18 protein-coding genes are annotated in these 20128 nt (G+C 67.2%); 4 read left to right on the top strand and 14 right to left on the bottom strand.

Translation table 11 applies throughout. The annotated features are described in order from the left end of the window. The first annotated feature begins 59 nt into the window (after positions 1–59). A complete protein-coding gene (locus V8Z74_RS10570) occupies positions 60–1124 on the top strand; it encodes a beta-keto acid cleavage family enzyme (protein WP_349709214.1) in 1065 nt (354 codons plus the stop codon). Positions 1125–1129: 5 nt separating this feature from the next. Continuing rightward, positions 1130–1789, top strand: a complete 660-nt coding sequence (locus tag V8Z74_RS10575; protein ID WP_349709216.1) for a DsbA family oxidoreductase — start codon at positions 1130–1132, stop codon at positions 1787–1789. Positions 1790–1889: 100 nt separating this feature from the next. Here the strand turns inward: V8Z74_RS10575 and V8Z74_RS10580 are convergent, their stop codons facing one another. From V8Z74_RS10580 to V8Z74_RS10620, 9 genes are read right to left on the bottom strand one after another with little or no spacing between them, the layout of a single operon-like run. Next, entirely contained in the window at positions 1890–2939 is a 1050-nt protein-coding gene (locus V8Z74_RS10580; protein WP_083526768.1) for an AraC family transcriptional regulator, read from the bottom strand. A gap of 25 nt (positions 2940–2964) precedes the next feature. After that, positions 2965–3960, bottom strand: coding sequence for a YeiH family protein (locus V8Z74_RS10585; protein ID WP_349709219.1), 996 nt, complete (start codon positions 3958–3960; stop codon positions 2965–2967). After that, on the bottom strand, positions 3957–5321 hold the full coding sequence (locus V8Z74_RS10590) for an MFS transporter (protein WP_349709221.1): 1365 nt from the start codon (positions 5319–5321) through the stop codon (positions 3957–3959). Before V8Z74_RS10590 ends, V8Z74_RS10585 begins: the two co-directional genes overlap by 4 nt. Before the next feature lie 46 nt (positions 5322–5367). Further along, a complete protein-coding gene (locus tag V8Z74_RS10595; RefSeq protein WP_349709223.1) occupies positions 5368–6996 on the bottom strand; it encodes a 3-(methylthio)propionyl-CoA ligase in 1629 nt (542 codons plus the stop codon). Between the two features lie 14 nt (positions 6997–7010). Then, positions 7011–7994 carry a quinone oxidoreductase family protein gene (locus tag V8Z74_RS10600; protein WP_349709226.1) on the bottom strand — a complete coding sequence of 328 codons (984 nt, stop codon included), beginning with the start codon at positions 7992–7994 and terminating at the stop codon, positions 7011–7013. A 27-nt stretch (positions 7995–8021) separates the two neighbouring features. Beyond that, entirely contained in the window at positions 8022–8579 is a 558-nt protein-coding gene (locus V8Z74_RS10605; RefSeq protein WP_349709228.1) for an RBBP9/YdeN family alpha/beta hydrolase, read from the bottom strand. Position 8580: 1 nt separating this feature from the next. Next, complete coding sequence (locus tag V8Z74_RS10610) at positions 8581–9549, bottom strand: Bug family tripartite tricarboxylate transporter substrate binding protein (RefSeq protein WP_349709230.1); 969 nt, start codon at positions 9547–9549, stop codon at positions 8581–8583. A 14-nt stretch (positions 9550–9563) separates the two neighbouring features. After that, positions 9564–10622 carry a beta-keto acid cleavage family enzyme gene (locus tag V8Z74_RS10615; protein WP_349709232.1) on the bottom strand — a complete coding sequence of 353 codons (1059 nt, stop codon included), beginning with the start codon at positions 10620–10622 and terminating at the stop codon, positions 9564–9566. A 31-nt stretch (positions 10623–10653) separates the two neighbouring features. After that, on the bottom strand, positions 10654–11502 hold the full coding sequence (locus V8Z74_RS10620; RefSeq protein ID WP_066483110.1) for a TauD/TfdA dioxygenase family protein: 849 nt from the start codon (positions 11500–11502) through the stop codon (positions 10654–10656). Positions 11503–11656: 154 nt separating this feature from the next. Between V8Z74_RS10620 and V8Z74_RS10625 the strand changes: the two genes are divergently transcribed. Both V8Z74_RS10625 and V8Z74_RS10630 read left to right on the top strand, forming a co-directional pair. Beyond that, positions 11657–12658, top strand: coding sequence for an AraC family transcriptional regulator (locus V8Z74_RS10625; RefSeq protein WP_349709233.1), 1002 nt, complete (start codon positions 11657–11659; stop codon positions 12656–12658). A 159-nt stretch (positions 12659–12817) separates the two neighbouring features. Next, entirely contained in the window at positions 12818–13234 is a 417-nt protein-coding gene (locus V8Z74_RS10630; protein ID WP_157082199.1) for a YbaN family protein, read from the top strand. A gap of 593 nt (positions 13235–13827) precedes the next feature. On the opposite strand, the gene pdeM is transcribed toward V8Z74_RS10630, so the two are convergent. Genes pdeM through V8Z74_RS10655 form a run of 5 tightly spaced genes read right to left on the bottom strand, consistent with a single transcriptional unit; the run spans position 13828 to position 19908 of the window. After that, a complete protein-coding gene (gene pdeM / locus V8Z74_RS10635; RefSeq protein ID WP_349709235.1) occupies positions 13828–14523 on the bottom strand; it encodes a ligase-associated DNA damage response endonuclease PdeM in 696 nt (231 codons plus the stop codon). A gap of 8 nt (positions 14524–14531) precedes the next feature. After that, complete coding sequence (locus tag V8Z74_RS10640) at positions 14532–14966, bottom strand: hypothetical protein (RefSeq protein ID WP_349709237.1); 435 nt, start codon at positions 14964–14966, stop codon at positions 14532–14534. Continuing rightward, positions 14860–17169 (bottom strand): DEAD/DEAH box helicase, encoded by a 2310-nt coding sequence (locus V8Z74_RS10645; RefSeq protein ID WP_349709238.1) that lies wholly within the window; start codon positions 17167–17169, stop codon positions 14860–14862. The genes V8Z74_RS10640 and V8Z74_RS10645 overlap by 107 nt, the downstream gene beginning before the upstream one ends. Beyond that, positions 17162–18877 carry an ATP-dependent DNA ligase gene (locus V8Z74_RS10650; protein ID WP_349709239.1) on the bottom strand — a complete coding sequence of 572 codons (1716 nt, stop codon included), beginning with the start codon at positions 18875–18877 and terminating at the stop codon, positions 17162–17164. Before V8Z74_RS10650 ends, V8Z74_RS10645 begins: the two co-directional genes overlap by 8 nt. After that, positions 18874–19908 (bottom strand): ligase-associated DNA damage response exonuclease, encoded by a 1035-nt coding sequence (locus V8Z74_RS10655; protein ID WP_066483255.1) that lies wholly within the window; start codon positions 19906–19908, stop codon positions 18874–18876. Before V8Z74_RS10655 ends, V8Z74_RS10650 begins: the two co-directional genes overlap by 4 nt. Positions 19909–20128 lie beyond the last annotated feature (220 nt).

The raw sequence follows: 20128 nt of genomic DNA on the forward strand, positions 1-20128 counted from the left end.
GCTTGTAAGACGGGCGCTAGAGGCCTATTTCATTCAAATATTCTCTTTGGAGCGCAGCCATGAACTTCCTCGACGGCCACCTGTTCCCCGAAAACCAGCAGCCCCTGATCATCACCGCCGCACCCTATGCGCCGGGCTGGCTGCCATCCGACTTTCCCGAAGACATTCCGGTCACCATGGAAGAGCAGATCCAGAAGGCCGTGGACTGCTACAACGCGGGTGCGACGGTGCTGCACCTGCATGTGCGCGAACTGGACGGCAAGGGCAGCAAGCGCCTGTCCAAGTTCAACGAGCTGATCGCCGGCGTGCGCAAGGCCGTGCCGGAAATGATCATCCAGGTGGGCGGCTCCATCAGCTTCGCCCCCGAGAACGAGGGGGCGGCCGCCAAGTGGCTCAGCGACGACACGCGCCACATGCTGGCCGAGCTGGAGCCCGTGCCCGACCAGGTGACGGTGACCGTGAACACCTCGCAGATGAACGTGACCGAACAGGCCGAGGATGCGGACTTCAAAGGCACCTCGCGCGAGATCCCGGCCATTTTCAACGCCTACAAGGAAATGACCGTGCCCTCGCAGCCCGGCTGGGTCGAGGAGCACATCCGCCGCCTGACCAAGGCCGGCATCCAGAGCGCCTTCCAGTGCTACAACATCAACAGCTTCGAGTCGGTCGAGCGGCTGATGCGCAAGGGCGTGTACATGGGCCCGCTGGTGATGAACTGGGTGGCCATCGGCGGCGGCATGGACGCGCCCAGCATCTACAGCCTGGCCAACTTCGTGCGCGCCGTGCCCGACGGCGCGGTGCTGACGGTGGAGAGCAACGTGCGCAACGTGCTGCCCGTGAACATGTGGGGCATCGCCGCCGGTCTGCACGTGCGCTGCGGCACCGAGGACTGCCTGTGGAACCAGAAGCGCAGCGCCAAGGCCAGCACGGTGTCGCAGATCGAGCAGCTGGTGCGCATCTCCGAGGAGTTCGGCCGCCCCATCGCCACCGCCAAGGAGGCGCGCGAGATCAGCCAGATCGGCGTGTTCTACGACACGGTGGAAGAAAGCCTGGCCGCCAACGGCTTCGCGCCCAACCGCAACGGCGGCAACCAGGGCTTTCTGCGCAAGGTTTTCACGGCCTGACCGCCATGACGCAGGCAGCAACGCTTTCGGTCGAAGTGTGGTTCGACCTGGTCTGCCCCTGGTGCTGGATAGGCAAGCACCACCTGGACCAGGCCGTGCAGTGCCTGCGCCGGACCGACCCCGGCCTGCAGGTGCAGACCACCTGGCATTCCGTGCAGCTGATTGCGCAGGTGCCGCCGCAGGGATTGCCCTTCGATGCCTTCTACGAGCAGCGCCTGGGCAGCCGCGAGGCGGTGCTGGCGCGCCGGGCGCAGGTGCAGGACGCCGCCCGCCGCGCGGGCGCGCCCATCGACTATACGCGCATCACCGTCTTCCCGAACACCGCCGATGCGCATCGCCTGCTGGCCGCCGGTCGGGCGCAACTGGCGGCCGATGCCTTCGACGCCTTGCTCGCGCGGCTGTTCGAGGGCTATTTCACGCGCGGCGAAAACCTGGGCGATGCGGATGTGCTGGCGGCCATCGCGGCCGAACAGGGTGTCGATCCGGCCGGCCCTTTTGCCCAGGAAGAACCGGCAATGGAAGCTGCCGCGCAGGGCGTACCCTTCTTCGTGTTCAACCGCGCCTATGCGCTGTCCGGCGCCCAGCCGGCCGACGTGCTATGGAGCGCCATGCGCCGGGTGATCGGCCGGGGGATCGCCCTGTCCGGCCAAGGCAATCGCATCTAAATCAGCCCTTTTTGCCGGTTTTAGAGACAGAGGCCGGGGCGAGTCCCGGTCTCTGCCGCCGGCGGCACACACGGAAGTACGCCCAGACACTGCCTTGTTTTTACTGAAAATTTAGATGCGATTGCCCTTCCTGTCCGGCCCGCTGTCTGCGCCAGTCTGAGACGCTGGCGCCGAAGCTGGCCCGGAACCAGTGGCAAAAGCTGCTGGGTATGGAAAAGCCCAGCAGGCTGGCCACTTCGCCCAGGGGCAGATTGCTTTCCTGCAGATGGCGCAGCGCCAGCTCGGTACGGATGCGGTTGAGCAGCTCCGAAAAGCTCTGCCCTTCGGCGCTCAGGTGCCGGTGCAGCGTGCGCCGGTCCACGCCCAGGTGCCGCGCCACCTGCTGGGCCGTGCAGCGGCCACCGGGCAGCAAGGCCACGATCAGCTCCGTGCAGGCGGCCTGCATGCCTTCGGTGCGGCGGTCCAGTGCGGTCTCGAGGTAGTCGCGCGCAAAGCGCGCCACGCCGGGGTCGCCCTGCGTGCGCAGCAGCTGCAGATCGGCCAGCGAGCAGACCATGCCGTTCCAGGCCTGGTCGAACAGGGGCGAAAGGCCAAAAAAGGCGCGGTGCGCGGCCAGGTCCGCCGGCGCCCGGTGCATGAAGCTCACCTGCAGCGGCCTCCACTGCGGGCCTATCAGCTCGCGCAGGATGCGGAACATCATGGCGACCGTCAGCTCCATGGACTGGCGGGTCGCCAGGCCCGCAATCGGCATCAGCTCCTGGCGGATGAGCACATTGGCGCCGGCGTCCTCTATGCGCACGATCATGCCGGCGCTGAGCAGCTTCAGGTAGCGGCACAGGCTGTCCAGCGCCTGGCGCGGCGTGGGCTCGTCCTTGAGCACCAGGCTGATGGGGCCCAGGTCGGAAAAGCTGCGCCGCGCCGCCAGCCGCAGCGCAAAGTCCTCCACGCCCGTGGTGCGGGCCGCGGTTTCCAGCAGCACGCGCACGCTGTGGATGGGGATGCGGGTTTCCGGGTTGTCCAGCAGGCGTGCCGACAGCCCGGCCGCGCGCAGCAGGGTGGACGGATCATGGCCCAGCGAGCGCATCAGGTCGGCATAGCCGCCAAGGCTGGCGCTTCGGATCAGACGGCTGCTGCTCGGTGGCATACCCATGGTGCGGCCTCCTTGCATTCCTTCATCAATGCGGCCAGCGCAGCAACGCCAGGGCCAGCCCGGCCAGAAAGACCGTCTCGCCTACCATCAGCACCACGGGCCTGAGCCCCACGGTGGCCAGCTCGCGCAGCTGGGTCTTCATGCCGATGGCGGCCATGGCCGCCACCAGCAACCAGCCGGAGAGGCCGCTGCCCGCCTGGGCCAGGGCCTTGGGCAGCCAGCCCGTGCTGTTGAGCGCCACCAGCGCCGCGAAGCCGACGGTGAACCAGGGCAGCAGCGGGGGGCGGGGACCGTCGCCGGCACGGCCCGTGGCGCGCGTGAAGGCCACGGCGAATAGGATGACCGGCAGCAGCGTGGCCACGCGCATCAGCTTGACCAGCGTGGCCGTGTCGCCGACTTGCTGGGACATGCCGTAGCCCGCGCCCACCACCTGGGCCACGTCATGGATGGTGGCGCCCAGGAAAATGCCGGCCGTCTGCGTGTCCAGCCCCAGGGAGCGTGCCAGCATGGGGTAGAGAATCATGGTAAAGGTGGACAGGGCCGAAACGCCCACCACGGTGAACAGCGTGGCCCGCTCCTTGAGCGGGTGCGGCGGCAGCGCCGCCGACAGCGCCAGGGCCGCCGAGGCGCCGCAGATGGCCGTGGCGCCGCCGCTGAGCAGGCCGAACAGGATGTTGAAGCCCATCAGCCTGGCCACGATCATCGACAGCCCGATGGTCAGCACCAGCGACACGGCGACCACCAGCACCGGCTGCCAGCCCAGCGACACCACCTGCGCGCCCGTGATGCGCAGGCCCAGCAGCGCCACGCCCCAGCGCAGCAGCTGGCGCGCGGTGAACTCTATGCCGGGCTTGCATGGCCCCTGGCCGGACAGGAAGTTCATCGCCATGCCCAGCATCAGCGCGAACAGCATCACGGGTGCGCCGTAGTGCTGCGACAGAAAGGACGCGGCGGCAGCGACCACGGCGCAGGCGATCACGCCGGGAAACAGCGCGCGGCTGCGGGCAATGGCATGGTTCATGGGGTCTGCTTCCGGAGGGATGTATTGCAGGCGCCGGCGGCTTCCTCGGCCCGGACCTGGTCGCGGGTGCGCTGTACGTCGGCTTCATAGCTGCGCGCGGCGACCAGAAAGCACAGCGCGGCCAGTACCGAGAACGCGGGCATGGCTGCCATGGCCCGGGGCAGGGTCCATGCGTCCGACAGCATGCCGGCAATGAAGGGGCCGGCTGCCAGGCCGAACAGATTGAGGAAGAAGGCCAGTACCGCGCTGCCGGTGGCGCGTATGCCAGGGTGAATGACGTCGATCACGATGGCCACGACGGGGCCGGTGGAGCAGGTCATGAGCAGGCCCCCTGCAGCGATCCAGGCCAGCTGCTGGTGGTGCGACAACGCCCTGCCGGGTGCGGCGAACGCCGGTATCAGCACGGCCATGGACAGCAGGCACAGCAGGGCCAGGACAAGGAGCTTGCCGCGCTGGCGCCGGCGGCCGGCTCGGTCCACCAGTGCGCCCGTGAGCACGGCGCCAGCCGCGCCGCACAGCACGACCAGCGCGGCGTTGACCGCAGCCTGTGCCGGCGCCAGGCCCTGGGCGCGGTTCAGGTAGCTGGGCAGCCAGGCCCAGACTGTGGACAGCACGATGACCTGGGCCGAGCCGCCCAGGCTCACCCAGAGCATGGTGGGCGAGCGCGCCAGCGCCGCCGCGATGGCGCGGGCCATGCTGGCGGGGGTCTGCGTCGCCCGGTCCAGCCGCGGGGTGAGCTGCACGGTGCGGTAGTCGCGTACGAAGATGTAGAGCAGGGACAAGGCCAGCCCGGGCACGCCGACCACGCCGAAGGCGGCCTGCCAGCCCCAGTGGCTGGCGATGACACCGCCCAGCATCACGCCCAGCACCGAGCCCAGCGAGCCCACGGAGAAGAAGACCGCCATCAGCGTGCCGCGCATGCGGGCCGGAAAGTGGCTGGCGATCAGCGCCGAGCCCACCGAGCCATAGCCGGCCTCGCCCGCCCCGACGACGGCGCGCGCTGCCAGCAACTGGCCGTAGCTGCGCGTGAACATGCAGGAGATGCAGGCCAGGCTCCACAGCATGGCCATGAGGAAAATGCTTTTGACGCGGCTGTGCCGGTCCGCCCACAGCGCAATGGGCATGGCGCCCACGGCCACGGTGATCGAGACCGCCGACACCAGCGAGCCCAGCTGCTTATCCGACAGCCCCCAGGCCTGCTTGAGGTGGGGGAACAGCGAGACGATGACCTGGCGGTCGATGTAGTCGACCATCATCAGCGCCACGGTCATGATCAGCGCGAACCAGGCCGGGCCCCGCCCGAACAGGTAGCCGTCGGGGTTGGGGCGGCCGGGGTCGGCCATTTGCAAATCCATTGCCATGGCGCTTGTCTCCGGTGTTTGTGCGGCGCTGCTCTGGCGGCAGCGTTTACGCGGGTGTCAGCAAATGGTCGCGGTAGGCTTCGCGCAGCAGGTTCTTCTGCATCTTGCCGGTGCCGCCGAGCGGAATCTGGTCGACGAACAACACGTCGTCCGGGGTCCACCACTTGGCTACCCGGCCGGCGAAGAAGGCCAGCAGTTCGTCGCGCGACAGTTCGTGGCCGGGCCTTTTCACGACCACGAGCAGCGGCCGCTCGTCCCATTTCGGGTGGCGCACGCCGATGCAGGCCGCCATGGCCACGGCAGGGTGGGCCATGGCGATGTTCTCGATGTCGATGGAGCTGATCCATTCGCCGCCGGACTTGATCACGTCCTTGCTGCGGTCGGTGATGTGCATGAAGCCGTCGGCGTCGATGGTCGCCACGTCGCCGGTCGGGAACCAGCCGTCCACCAGCGGGCTCGCGCCTTCGCCGCGGAAGTAGCCGCTCGCGATCCAGGGACCGCGCACCATGAGTTCGCCCGGCGTGCGGCCGTCCTGCGGCAGACGCTGGCCCGCGGCATCGACGATCTTCATTTCCACGCCGAACACGGCGCGCCCCTGCTTGGCCTGCAGGGCCTGGCGCTGCGAGGCCTCCAGTGCCGCCTGGCGCGGCGTGAGCCGGCTTACGCTGCCCAGCGGGCTGGTCTCGGTCATGCCCCAGGCGTGGATGACCTGCACATCGTGCTGCTGCTGGAAGGCCTCGATCATGGCCGGCGGGCAGGCCGAGCCGCCGATGATAGTGCGGCGCATGCTGCCAAAGCGCAGGCCGTGGCCCTGCACATGGGCCAGCAGCCCCTGCCAGACAGTGGGCACGCCGGCGGAGACCGTGACGCCTTCGGCCTCGAACAGCTCGTAGAGCGATTTGCCGTCGAGCCAGGGGCCGGGAAACACCAGCTTGGCGCCGACCATGGCCGCGATGTACGGAATGCCCCAGGCATTCACATGGAACATGGGCACCACGGGCAGCACGGTGTCGTGGCTGGAGTAGTTGAGCGCATCGGGCAGGGCCGCGGCATAGGCATGCAGCAGCGTGGAGCGGTGGCTGTAGAGCACGCCCTTGGGGTTGCCCGTGGTGCCCGAGGTATAGCACAGCGAGGAGGCGCTGCGCTCGTCCAGGTCGGGCCAGTCGAAGCGGTCGGTCTGCGCGGCCAGCAGGTCCTCGTAGCACAGCAGGCCGGGAAGGGCGGTGGAGACCGGCATGTGCTCCCGGTCCGTCATGGCGACGAAGGCCCGGATGGTGGAGGCGCGCGAGGCGATGGCCTCGACCAGCGGCAGGAAGGTGAGGTCGAAGAACAGGATCCGGTCCTCGGCATGGTCGGCGATCCAGGCCACCTGGTCCGCATGCAGGCGCGGGTTGATGGTGTGCAGCACGGCGCCCGAACCCGAGACGGCGTAGTACAGCTCCATGTGGCGGTAGCCGTTCCAGGCCAGCGTGGCCACGCGCTCGCCCCGGGCGATGCCGCGCGCCGCCAGCGCATTGGCCAGCCGGCGCGCGCGCCGGCCCATGTCGCCATAGGTGTAGCGGTGCACATCGCCTTCGACGCGGCGCGACACGATCTCGCGCTCCGCATGCTGCTGCTGCGCATGGGTGAGCAGGCCGGAGATCAGCAGCGGCCTATCCATCATCAAGCCATTCATCGCAAGCCTCCGGATCAGGGCACGAGCACGGTGGAGCCGGTGGTCTTGCGCGATTCGAGCGCGCGGTGCGCCTCGGCTGCGTCTGCCAGGGCAAAGGTCTGCTGGGGCTCGCTGACGATGTCGCCGGCCAGCACGTGGTCGAACAGTTCCCTGGCCATGTCCAGCATGTGGGCGCGCGGGTGGATGTAGTGCACCATGGCGGGCCGCGTCATCCAGATCGAACCCTTTTGCGCGAGCAGCTGAGAATCCACCACCACCGAGCCCGAGGAGGTGCCGTTGCTCACGAAGTGGCCGCGCGGCTGCAGGCAGTCGAGCGAGTCCATCAGCGTGTCCTTGCCCACCGAGTCGTAGACCACGGGCACGCCCTTTCCGTCGGTGATTTCCTTGACGCGCTCGACGATGTTCTCGCGCGAGGTCACGATGGTGTGGGCGCAGCCGTTGGCCTTGGCGATCTCGGCCTTCTCGTCGGTGCTCACGGTGCCTATCATGGTGACGCCCAGGGCGCGCGCCCACTGGCAGGCGATCAGGCCCACGCCGCCGGCTGCCGCGTGGTAGAGGATGGTTTCGCCGCCCTTGAGCGGATAGACCTGGCGGAACAGGTACTGCGCCGTCATGCCCTTCATCATCAGGGTGGCTGCGGTGCGGTCGCTGATGCCGTCGGGCAGGGGGATCAGCACTTCGGCCGGCATCACGCGGGCCTGCGAGTACGCGCCCTGGGGGCCGATCAGGTAGCCCACGCGGTCGCCGGGCTGGAGGTAGTCCACGCCGGGACCCACGGCCTCGACCACGCCGACGGCGTCCGAGCCCAGGCCGGAGCCAGCGCCTTCCGGCAGGGCCAGCGGATAGCGGCCGGTGCGGAAATAGATATCGATGAAGTTGAGCGCGATATAGCTGTGACGCACGCGCGCCTGGCCCGGTCCGGGCTCGCCCACGGCGACGTCCTCGTACTTCAGGACTTCGGGGCCGCCGGTTTCGTAAAAGCGTATGGCTTTGACCATGGTGTCTGTCTCCTTGATGTCGTGTTCTCAGGCCGAGAGTTCGGCAATGAATTCATGCGCGCGCGGCCATTCGCCGTAGCCCGATGCGGGGTTGAGGTGGCCCACTTCGCCCAGGTCCACCAGGCGGCTTCCCCAGGCGCTCGCCATCTGCTCCACCTGGGCAAAGCGCGCCAGCGGATCGTTGCGGCTGGCCGCGACGATGCTGGGAAAGGGCAGGGCCTGCAGGGGCACGGGCAGCCAGCCGCCGTCCTTCAGCGCCTGCAGCGGCGGATAGCCCTCGGGCATGGGGCGGTCCAGTTCGGGCGGCGTGGCCAGCAGCGCGCCCTTGACGGGACGGCTGGTCTGCGCGGCCCAGTGCGCCACCATGGGGCAGCCACCGCTGTGCGCCACGATCACGAGGGGGCCGGAGATGGCCCGGGCTGCCTGCTCGATGGCCTGCACGCGCGCCGCGCGGTCCAGCCCTGCGCCGCTGCGGCCCATGGGCGGCACGGTATGCACGCGCGGCAGCTGCGCCGCCAGCAGCGTCTGCCAGTGGGTCTCCACATGGTCGCGCAGGCCCGGGACGATGAGAACAGTCGCCTGCATGTCAGTTGAGCTTGATGCCGAAGGTCTTGACGATCTCGGCGTTGCGCTCGAACTCGGCGCGCAGATCGGCTGCCAGCTGTTCCTGCGTGCGCTTTTCCTGGATCATTTCAAAGCCTGTGCCCGCATAGCGTTCGCGCACGGCCGGCAGGGCGTTGACCCTGGCCAGCACGGTGTACATCTTCTCCATCAGCGGGCGCGGTGTGCTGGCGGAGGCGAAGACGCCGGCCCAGTTGCTGAAGTCGATTTCCGGGTAGCCCAGCTCGGCCATGGTCGGTACGTTGGGGTAGTCGGGCAGGCGGCTCTTGTAGGCCACGCCCAGCAGCTTGATCTTGCCGCTGGGTATCAGCGGCTTGGAGGTGACTGATCCGTCGAACATCAGCGGTATCTGGTTGCCCATGACCTGGGCCAGTGCGGGCGCCGAGCCCGGAAACGCCACATGCTCCATGTCGAGCTGGGCCTTCCTGTTGAGGATGGCGCCCGCATATTGCGAGGCCGTTCCCTGGCTGTAGGAGGCGAAGGAGATCTTGCCCGGGTTGGCCTTCACGTAGGCGATGGCCTCCCTGGCATCCCTGGCCGGGAATTGCGGCGAGGCGACGAACAGCATCACCGAGCGCGCCATCTGGGCCACGGGCTTGACGTCCTTCATGGGGTCGAAGCCCACCTTGAGCACATGCGGCACCTCGGTCAGGATATTGGTGACCGTGACCAGCAGGGTGCTGCCGTCGGCAGGCTGGGCCAGCATGTACTTGACGGCGATGGCTCCGCCGGCGCCGGGCCGGTTCTCGACGATGACAGGCTGCTTGATCTCCTGCGCGAGCTGGTCGCTGATGATGCGCGCGAAGACGTCGATGGTGCCGCCCGGCGGGGCGGGCACGATGAGCTTGACCGGCTTGTCGGAGAAGGCCAGCGCGCTGCCGGCCTGCAGCGCCGCAGCCAGCGCGATGGGCAGGAGAGATGCAATGCGTTTCATCGCGCGCTCCCGTTTCAGGCAACCTTGCGCAGAAAGCCTTGCTGGCCGCCGTTGCGGTTGGGCGCAAAGCCGTTCTTTTCCAGTGTCTCTTCCACGGTATCGTAGAACACGCCGATCTGGCAGATTTCGCGCGCCTGCCGGGGCGTGGCGATGGGGCGGCTGCATTCCTTGGCAATGCGCACCAGCTGCTCGATCTGCTCCACCGTGCCCATCTTGCGGGTACGCGTCTGGTTCCAGAGATTGTCCTCGGTGCCGCAGCGCACGTGCAGGCCCATGGCAATGCCCATGATGTTGACCGGCAGCACGTTGAGTACCGAGCTTTCCACCGTCAGCACGGCGCCGTCGGGCACGGCGCGCACGAAGTTGGCCAGGCTGTAGATGCTGGGTGCGTCCATGCCGCCGCCGATGGCCACCCAGTTGAGCACCAGCGGGCCCTTGTAGATGCCGCGGCGCATCAACCGCTCGACCGACTCGAAGCTGTTGATGTTGTAGCACTGGAAGGCGCTCTGGATGCCGGCGGCCGACAGGCGGCGGATATGCTCCTCGGCCCATCCTGGCTGGGCCGGCACGGTCATTTCCTTGTAGGCGTTGAACACGGCCGGGTCTTCCATCGAGGTGCCCTGGATGTCACGCGCATCGAACTGCTCGAGGATGTTCATCTGCGAGGTGTTGATGGTCACCGTCACCTGGTCGGGCTTGGGATCGAGTTCGGCCAGCATGTGGCGCGTGTCGTCGGAAAGCCACTTGGCGGCGGCGCCTTCGGTCTCGGGCGCGAAGCTGATCGAGCCGCCCACCTGGATGATCATCTCGGGCACGCGCTCGCGCACGCCGGCGATCAGTTCATTGAACTTCGAGAGGCGCTTGCTGCCCTTGCCGTCGAGCTCGCGCACATGCAGGTGCAGCACCTGGGCGCCGGCGTTGTAGCAGTCCACGGCCTTCTGGATCTGCTCCTCCATGGTCACGGCGATTTCTCCGGGGAAATCGGACGGCAGCCACGAAGGCGCGTAGGGTGCGGCGGTGATGATCAGGGGCTGCTGGTTTTCTGGGAACAGGTGGCCGTCGAGGAAGTTCATGGTTGTCTCCGTGAATAGGTGCAGAAAGGGCTCAGAACGTAGGCGTGCCGATGATTCCGGCGCGCTCCATCTTGCGGTGGCAGGGCGGGTAGTCCATCACCGCATAGTGCTGCGTGGCGCGGTTGTCCCAGATGGCCACGCTGCCCGGCTTCCAGCGCCAGCGCACCTGGTATTCGGGAATGGCGGCCTGGCTGATCAGGTACTGCAGCAGGTCAGCCGCGCCGCGCGTGAAGTCCTGTCCCACCCGCACATTGGCCGGGGTGTGGAAGTTGGTGAAGTGGGTGGTGAAACCGTTGACGAACAGCACTTTCTCGCCGGTCTCGGGGTGAGTACGCACCACGGGGTGCTCCGCGTCCGGGAACTGGGCCCTGAGGGCCAGGCGCTTTTCGGTGGGCATGGCCGCGCCGAAGGTGCATTCGATGCTGTGGCGGGCGCGCAGCGGATCGATCAGGTCCTTGATCGTCCGGGGCAGCCGCTCATAGGCCAGGGCCATGTTGGCCCACATGGTGTCGCCGCCTACGGGCGGGCACTCCACGCAGCGCAGCACGGCGCCCATGGCCGGGGCCTCGCGCCAGGTGCCATCGCAGTGCCAGGAATTCTCGTAGCGGTCGTTGGGTTGATCGGGGTTCTTGTAGATGCGCACCAGGCCGGGATGTTCGGGGTCGCTGCCGGCCACCGGATGGTCTTCGAGCTCGCCGAAGCGGCGTGCAAAGGCCACGTGCTCGGCGCGCGTGATCTCCTGGTCGCGCAGGAACAGGACCTTGTGCCGGAGCAGGGCGGCCTTGATCTCCGCAAAGAGGGCATCGTCGCGGGCTGCGTCGGCCAGGCTGACGCCCATGAGTTCTGCACCGATGGCGCAGGTAAGGGGCTCTATGCGCATAGTTGTCTCCTATCGCTGTTGTATGTCCGGACTGTTGTGTTCCAGGTCGTCCGGTGGGCCTACTGTAGAAAGAGCAGGGCCTTTCATGCTTTGCATTTCATGCCAGCCGTTTTGTATTTCATGCCAGAATGACCGCCCAGGCAGGAGGGCAGCAATGGTCACTTTGGTGCGTGCGGCGGCTTTGACGCATTTCCCCGAGGTCTTGCGGGAGCTTGGCGGCGATCCCGAAACGGCGCTGCGCCAGGCCGGCCTGCGCCCGGCCATGCTCCGGGAGCAGGATCAGCTGATCGATGTCTCGATGGCCTCGCGCCTGCTGGAGGATGCAGCAGCCTCTACGGGCTGCGAGTCCTTCGGGCTGCGCATGGCGCAGTCCCGCCAGCTGTCCAATTTCGGCGTGATCAGCCTGCTGCTGCTGCACCAGCCGACCCTGCGCCATGTGATCACCACGCTGATAGCGCATGTCCACCTGCTCAATGAATCGCTGCTGATTCACATGGAGGATGCCGGCAGCGTCGTGATCCTGCGCGAGGATTTCGTGTCGCCCGATCCCATGCGCCAATCCATCGAGCTGGCCATAGGCGTGCTGTTTCGCATGTGCGAGGCCCTGCTCAAGGACCGCTGGATGCCCCAGCGCGTCTGTTTCAGCCATGCGGCGCCCGCAGATCCCAGCCTGCACAAGCGGCTGTTTCGCTGCCGCGTGGAGTTCGACGCCGAGTTCAACGGCATCGTCTGCCGCGCCAAAGACCTGGACGAACCCAATCCCCTTGCCGACCCCGTGCTGGTCCGCTATGCCAAGACCGTGGTGGAGACGACGCTCAAGGGAAAGCAGGCGTCCACGGGCCAGCAGGTGCGCAAGGCCATTTATCTCATGCTGCCCTCGGGCAATGCCACCTGTCTTTGCGTGGCCCAGGGATTGGGGCGCAGCATGCGCACGCTGCAGCGCGAGCTCGATGGCGAGGGCCTGAGCTTCACCGGTCTGCTGGAAGAGGTGCGTCACGATCTGGCCCGGCGCTATGTAGTCAACCCGCACTACAGCATCGGCCAGATTGCGGCCATGCTCGGCTACAGCAGCCACAGCGCGTTTACACGCTGGTTCGGCGCGCGCTTTGGCTGTGCACCGGAGGTGTGGCGTGCGCGCCAGGCGGGCGCTGCCTAGGTATAGGCCCCAAGGCCGGGTGGGATAACCTGGACGACCGGGCCGTTCCCGCGAGGCGATGGCATCGTCATGGTCTGGACGCTGGTACTGCGCAACAATGGCTTGTTACGCAGTACACCGCGTGCACCCAATTTCCGACGCATGGTCGATTCTTGCTCAATGTCCGAAACACCCCCCGAGAAAAAAGACGTGGGCGCCGTCACGCTCTCCTGGCCTGTGCGCTGTCTCTTGACAGTTTTTGCAGTGGTTTGCCTGGTTCTGGGGTTGATAGGTGCCGTGGTTCCCGGCATGCCCACGACGGTATTCATCCTGATGGCTGCCTGGGCAGCAGTGCGCAGTTCCCCGAAACTCCACGGCTGGCTTTATGCTCACCCCACGTTCGGCCCCATGCTGCGCAACTGGGATGCCGGAGGCTTGGTAAGCCGTCGCGTGAAATGGACTGCGACGGCCAGCATGGCTCTCAGCGCAGTGCTGGTGTTCTACCTGGCCAAGAAGCTATGGCTGGCCGCGCTGGCAGTGGGCATCATGGCCTGCGTGCTCCTTTGGCTGTGGCTTCGGCCTGAGCCCGCGGAATGAGGTGCAGATTCCCATTCGTTGGTGATGCCATGCGCTTTTCCTTGGCGTTCTTCGTCGCCACTGCGGCGTTGGCCGTTGTGCGGTCGTTCCAGGAGGCGGTTGCAGCAGTGCATGGAAGCACGATATCGCCCATCTTGCGGGTGGTTGGCGTAGCAGGTTGCTTGGGACGGTACTCATCGGCAGGATCTTGAAAAAGGCTTTTATCCGACAATGACCCCCAGCCCGCTGGTGCCGGCCGCGACTGCGGTGGCCCTGGTCAGTGGCACCAATCCACCGAGCTTTCTGGCGCCTGGGCGGAGATGGGGGATATCCGCGTGTCCTCGAGCAATGCGCTCCGTTGCGCACGGGCAGCGAATGGAAGAATTCGTACTCATGATTTCGTCCCATGGGGCTGCCATGCAGGGTTGAGGCGCTTTCCCGGCAAGCGGCCCGGGAACCACGCCGAGCCATCGCATACGTCTGCTGAATGGGAGAAATGGCCTGCTGAAGCGTGGGCAATCTGCATGCTGCTCGAAGCCGGGGCGCTTCTCTATCCGGTAGTTGGACTGTTGCCGAGGCTAGAGGCTCCTGGACAGAGCGGAGCGGACAATTCTTCAGAACAGGGCAATGGGCGGCGACTCGCTGTCCGGAAACAGCCATGCGTGGCGCGGCTCGCGGTAAAACGGACCCGAGCCGGTGAACTCGGAAAATGCGGGCAGGTTCAGATACGGCGGCGCGTAGGCCAGGCAGGGCAGCTTGCGGCCGAGCTGCGCGACCCGCAAGGCAGGGTGGATGTGGCCGTGGATATTGAGCCTGAAGTCCGGTGCCTGCTCTATGACGGGTTCGTGCGTCAGGAGCACCTGCTGGCGCTGCAGGCGTTCGTGCACGGCGTCCAGAAGCAGCGCCTCGGATTTCAGGTGGGCATCGTGGTTGCCGCGCGTGAGTATGAAGCGGGTCGTCGCGTTGGCATGGCGCAAGGCCTGCCAGAGTTCCATGGTTTCCTCGCCCAGGAAGCGGCCATGCACGAAGTCTCCCAGAATGACCAGCTCCCGGGGCCGCCACTGCCGCAGAACGCGGTGCAGGCGCTGCAAGTCCTGGCGCTGCACCGCATGCGGCACGGCAATGCCGTGGCGCCGGAAGATGTCGCTCTTGCCCAGGTGCAGGTCGGCGATGACCAGCAGGCTTTCATCGGGCCAGAACAGGGCGCGCTCGGCCAGGATGAGCAGCCGGATCCCTGCGATGTCGGCGGCCACCGGCGCCGCAGGCGGTGCGAGGGGCGGATCGGCGGGATAGATGTCCGGAAATGGCATGTGGTGGGTCATTGCCTGCCTTGCGCCGCCGGCTTGGCGTGCTTGTCAAGGTGCTTGCCGGGGCTTTTCGCGGCCCTGCGTCCGGCCGCGCCGGTTTCCGCGTCCCGCTCCTGCTGTTCGCACATGCGGCGCACGCGGTCATTCCATGTCTCGTTGCTCACGTGTCCGCGAAAGCTTTCCGCGGAAAGCCCGAAGGAAAACGGCGTGTGCCTTGCGGGATGCTTCAGCATGATCTCGCAACGCTCCATGTGGGCGAGCACCCGTTCCATGGTGGGCAGATGCAGCTCCTGCTCCAGGGCCTCCTGCCGGGCCTGGCGCAGCAGCAGGTGCTCGGGGTCATATTTGCTCAGTACGTCGAACAGCAGGCCGGCGGAGACCTGGAGCTGCCGATTGCTGGCGCGGCTTTTTTTTGCCCGGCACGCGCGTTTGAACCAGTCCGGCAATCTGTGCCACCTCCTTGAAGCGCTTGCGCGCCAGTTCGCCGAAGTTCACCGCGGTCCGCAGGTCGTCGTTCAGATCCCCGGTCCTGAAGATCTCCCGCCAGTCCACATCCTGCGCCGATATGGGAAGGGCGGGCTGAATCATCAGGCCTATTTCGTTGCACGCCCAGGAGAAGGTGTTGGCGTGCAGCTGGGCCAGGCGCGTCGCGATCAGCACGGCCAGGCCTTCATGCGCGACCCGGCCCGCAAAAGGATAGAAGAACAAGGGGCGTGCCTTGCCGTCCTGCTGCGTCCCTACCTGCTCGATGAGCAGCTGCCCCTCGTCGGGAACCAGGGAGCGCTGGGCCTGCAGGCTGAGGATGGGCACGAGCCACTGAAGCTCGCGCGTGGGCGGGACCTCGCCCTGCGCGCTGGAGCGCGCAGCCTCGTACATGAGCTTTTGCATGCGCGCTCCCAGCCGGGAGGACATGGGCATCAGCGAGCCCGACCAGGTGGCCGTGTGTGCGCCGGCCCCGGCGCTTCTTCTAACCCATGCGGTCTGGTTTTCCAGGCGGATGAGCTGCAGGCTGCGGCCCGCGAAATTGAACACGTCGCCCCGGTTCAGGCGCGCAATGAAGGACTCGTCGACCGTGCCCAGCCTTGCGCCGCGCAGGTACTGGACGCTGACGGCGCCGTGTGCCGTGATGGTGCCTATGCCCATGCGGTGCATGCGCGAGACGGCGGCATTGGCCGGCGTGCAAAAGCCCTGGCTGCATTGCAGGCGCTCGTACTGCGGGTACTGGACCAGCGAGTCGCTGCCGTGCTCGAGAAAGGCAAGGACGGAATTCCACTGCGCCGGGCTCAATTCGCGGAAGGCGGCGGTGCGGCGGACTTCGTCGTACAGCTGCCGCGCGTCAAAGCCTCCCGCCAGAGCCATGCTCATCGCATGCTGGCTCAGCACATCGAAGCACAGCGACAGCGGCTCGCGGTTCTCGTAGATCTGCGCCTGCGCGAGTTCGCGCACGGCTGCGAACTCGGCCAGCTCCAGGGCCTGGGTGGCGACGGCATCCACATGCACGGCCGTGCCCGGGCGGTGCCTGGCCCGGCCCGCGCGCTGCACCATGCGGGCGACCGAGCGCGCGCCGCCGACCTGTATGACCCTGTCCACGGCCGGAAAGTCCACCCCCAGATCCAGGCTGCTGGTGGCCACGACGCAGCGCAGCGTTCCCGCGCGCAGCCGCTGTTCCACGTCCAGGCGCACCTGCTGGTCCAGTGACCCGTGATGGATGGCCAGCGTGGCGGCGTCTTCGGCCCAGATGCTGGCCAGCGCGGTGTGCCACAGCTCGGCCTGCGCGCGCGTATTGGTGAACACGATGCTGCTGCGCGTGCCGAAGACCAGCTTCGCGACTTCGCCCAGATTGGCCAGGCCCAGGTGCCCTGCCCAGGGCAGGCGCGTGTGCAGCGGCGGCGCAATGGTGTGCAGGTGAAAGGGCTTGGGCCGCGCATCCTGTATGAGTTCGGGCCGGGCGCCGCTCCAGGCGCTGAGCAGCACATCGCCGGCCTGCCGGAGATTGCCGATGGTGGCCGACAGCGCCCATACCCGGGCTTGCGGCGCGAGCGCCTGGATGCGCGCCAGATTGAGCTGCAGCAGCACGCCGCGCTTGCTGGGCAGCAGCTCGTGCCATTCATCCACGATGATGCAGCGCAAGTCCATGAACTGCGCATGGCTGCGCTCGTGGCTGAGCAGGATGGCCAGGGACTCGGGCGTGATCACCAGCAGCTGGGCCTTGCCTGTGTCGCTCAGGCGCTTGTCGCGCGCGCCGGCATCGCCGGTGCGCATGGCGACCTGCCAATGCGGCAGCATGGCCGCGACGGGCTGCGTGATCCGTTCCCGCGTGTCGCTGGCCAGGGCCCGCAGGGGGGTGATCCAGAGCATGCGAAAGCCTTGCACGGCCGCAGTGCGGGGCGTCTGTTCCTCGGCCATGGCCTGGATCAGCGGCCCGCCCAGCGCGGCCAGGGTCTTGCCCCGGCCCGTGGGGGCCGAGATCAGGCCGCTCTTGCCCGCGGCATACGCCCGCCAGGCCTGTTGCTGGAACACTGCGGGCGCTATGCCCTGGCTGCCTAGCCATTCGCGCCATCGCCAGCCCGCGCGCTGCAGGGCCCGCGCGCTGGGCGGATTCGGACGGCCAGGTGGGGCCGCGGAAGGGCGGCTTTCGCGCCTATTCATCGCAAAGCTCCAGCAAGGCGCTCAAATGGTCGGCGTCGCGCGCCGTCTTGTCTTCGCGCCAGCGCAGGATGCGCGGAAAGCGCACCGCCACGCCCGACTTGTGGCGCGTGGAGCGGTTCACGCCTTCGAAGGCGATCTCGAAGACCAGCGCGGGCGTGACCGAGCGCACGGGGCCGAAGCGCTCCAGCGTGTGGCTGCGTATCCATTTGTCCAGCCGCAGGATTTCGGCATCGGTCAGGCCCGAATAGGCCTTGGCCACGGGCACCAGCGTGTCCTCCTTCCAGACCGCGAAGGTGTAGTCGGTGTGCAGCGTGCTTCTGCGGCCGCTGCCGCTTTGCGCGTAGATGAGCACGGCGTCGATCGTGAAGGCGTCGACCTTCCACTTCCACCAGTCGCCCCGCCGCCGCCCCTGGCGGTAGGGCGAGGACAGGGACTTGAGCATCAGGCCCTCGGCCTGAAGCTGCGGGGCCTTCTCCCTCAGGGCGGGAAGCTCCTCCCAGTTGTCGAAGTCCACCCGGGGCGACAGGCCGAGGGCGGGCGAGCGGGCCTGCTCGAGCAGCCGGGCCAGCTGCGCCCGGCGCTCGCGCAACGGTTTCTCGCGCAGGTCCTGGCCATCGAGCTCCAGGAGATCGTAGAACAGAATGCGGGCCGGCACGGTCTGCAGCAGGCGTGCCGAAGGCTTGCGCTTTTGAATGCGGCTTTGCAGGGCCACAAAGCCGCGGGGCCGCTGCAGCTCGTGGTCCCAGGCCAGCAGCTCGCCATCGAGCACCAGGTCTGCAGGCAGCCGGGAGGCGGCTTCCTCCAGTTCGGGAAAACGCCCGTCCAGCCGCTCCTCGCCCCGCGACCAGAGGTAGGGTGCATGCCCCTTGCGGTGGACCAGCTGCACGCGAATGCCGTCCCACTTCCACTCCACCAGCCAGTCGCGCGGATCGCCCAGCTCCGCGGGCTCCTGCGCAAGCGGCGAAGCCAGGTAGAACGGATAGGGCTTGTCGCGCAACTGGGCATTGGTGCCCGCGTTCATCAGGGCCTCGAAGGCCTGCGCGCTGGGCTGCCATTCGCCCACCATTCGATGGGCCATGTCGGCCGGCGAGATGCCGGCCAGCGGCGCAAGACTGTTTTGCAGCGTGCGCCTGGAGACGCCTGCGCGCAAGGAACCGGTGAGCAGCTTGTTGAACACGAACCGGGATGGCGTGTCCAGCTGCTGCCAGGCGGCCTGTATCGCCAGCTTGCGGCTGGTGGCGTCGAGCGGCACCAGGGGCAGGAGGAACAGCTGTGTCCATTCGTCAAGGCGGCTGTCGTTGTCGGGAACCCGGAAGGCGAATTCCATCGGAGCCTGGCCTGCAGGGGGCAGCACCGGCTGCGGGATGGGCGGCTCTTGAGTCTCCGGGGCACCGGCCCGGCCGGCGCCACGCTTTTGCCAGGCGGCGACCAGCAAGGCCAGCGTCTCCGCCAGGTCTCCCACCTGGCGGTAGCTGTCGTCCACCAGCCAAGCCGGCCATTGGGTGAGCTCGCTGGCCCACTCGCGCAGTTCGGTCGTCTTGGCGATGCGGTTCTTTCCGGTGTTCACCTTGCCGCCGCCCAGCACATACACGGCCCAGCTGGCCTCGGCCGCGTCAACGCTGGAGAAATAGTGCTGCAGGGCGAGCTCGCGGTCGCGCGTGCCCGCAGCCTCGTCCAGTGCCTGGTACAGCTGCACGAAACGGTTCATTCCACCGCCTCTTCCTCGTCGCCATAGGCAGTCCTGAGCCGCTCGGCGCGGATGCCGCGCTCCTGCAGGTAGGGAATCAGGGCGTCCGTGTTTCCGTGCGTGGCGATGACGCGCCGCGCGCCGCTCTGGTCGATGGTGTCGATCAGGTCCTGCCAGTCGGCGTGGTCCGAGATCACGAAGCCGCGCTGCACATTGCGCCGGCGGCGGTTGCCGCGCAGCTGCATCCAGCCCGAGGCCAGGGCCTGCTCGAAGCTGCGAAAGCGCCGGCACCATGCCGAATCCTGCGCCGAGGGAGGCGCGAGCACGAGGCGGCCCGCGAAGTCCGTGTCCGGCGGCACCTCGCTCACCAGCTCCGTGGGCGCCAGCGTGATGCCGGCCTGCCGGTAGACCTCGACGCCGCGCGCTATCGCACCATGCAGGAGCACGGGCGCATCGAGCCGTCCGTCCAGGCCCGCGAGCACGCGCTGCGATTTTCCCAGGCTGTACGCATACAGGATGGCGGCCTTGCCTTGCTCGCGGCAATGGGCTATCCAGTGCAGCACCCGCTGCACCTCCTGCATGGTGGAAGGCCATGCGTACACGGGATAGGCGAAGGTCGCCTCGCAGATCAGGCTGTCGCAGCGCACCTGCTCGAAGGGCTCGCAGGTCGGATCGGGCTCCCGCTTGAAGTCGCCCGTGAAGACCCAGACTTCGCCGGCGCGTTCGACCCGTACCTGGGCCGAGCCCAGGATGTGCCCGGCCGGATGCAGGGATACCTGAACCTCGCCCATGCGGATGGGGGTGCCGAAGGGCAGAGGCCTGATGTTCTGCTCACCCAGACGCCAGCGCAAGATGGGCTCGGTGGTGGGGCTGCAGATGTACTCGCCCATGCCGTCATGCGCGTGGTCCGAATGTCCGTGCGTGACAAAAGTGCGGTGAACCGGCTTCCACGCGTCGATGTAGAAGTCGCCGGCCTCGCAGTACAGGCCCTTGTCCGTCAATACGATCAAGTCCTGGCGCGTGCCGTTGGCAGACTCATGTGTAGCGAGCATGGAAGGATTCTGCAAAACAGGCGCTAAGGCATGCGTCAGTCTTCACCGACTTGAACTGCCGTCAAAAGAGGGGGACAGCCGAATGGACACATCGTGATAGGCCCGGAATCGGTTGCATACCTCGAGCTTTGTGGAGATTTCCTTGCCTCCCCATGGGCTCGACACGAGGCGCCATGAATGAGCGGGATACCTCGAAGGGTTCAGGGCCGGGACGGTCGAG

Source organism: Comamonas sp. w2-DMI (assembly GCF_040187735.1).
In the GTDB taxonomy this organism is placed as follows: Bacteria; Pseudomonadota; Gammaproteobacteria; order Burkholderiales; family Burkholderiaceae_C; genus Comamonas; species Comamonas terrae.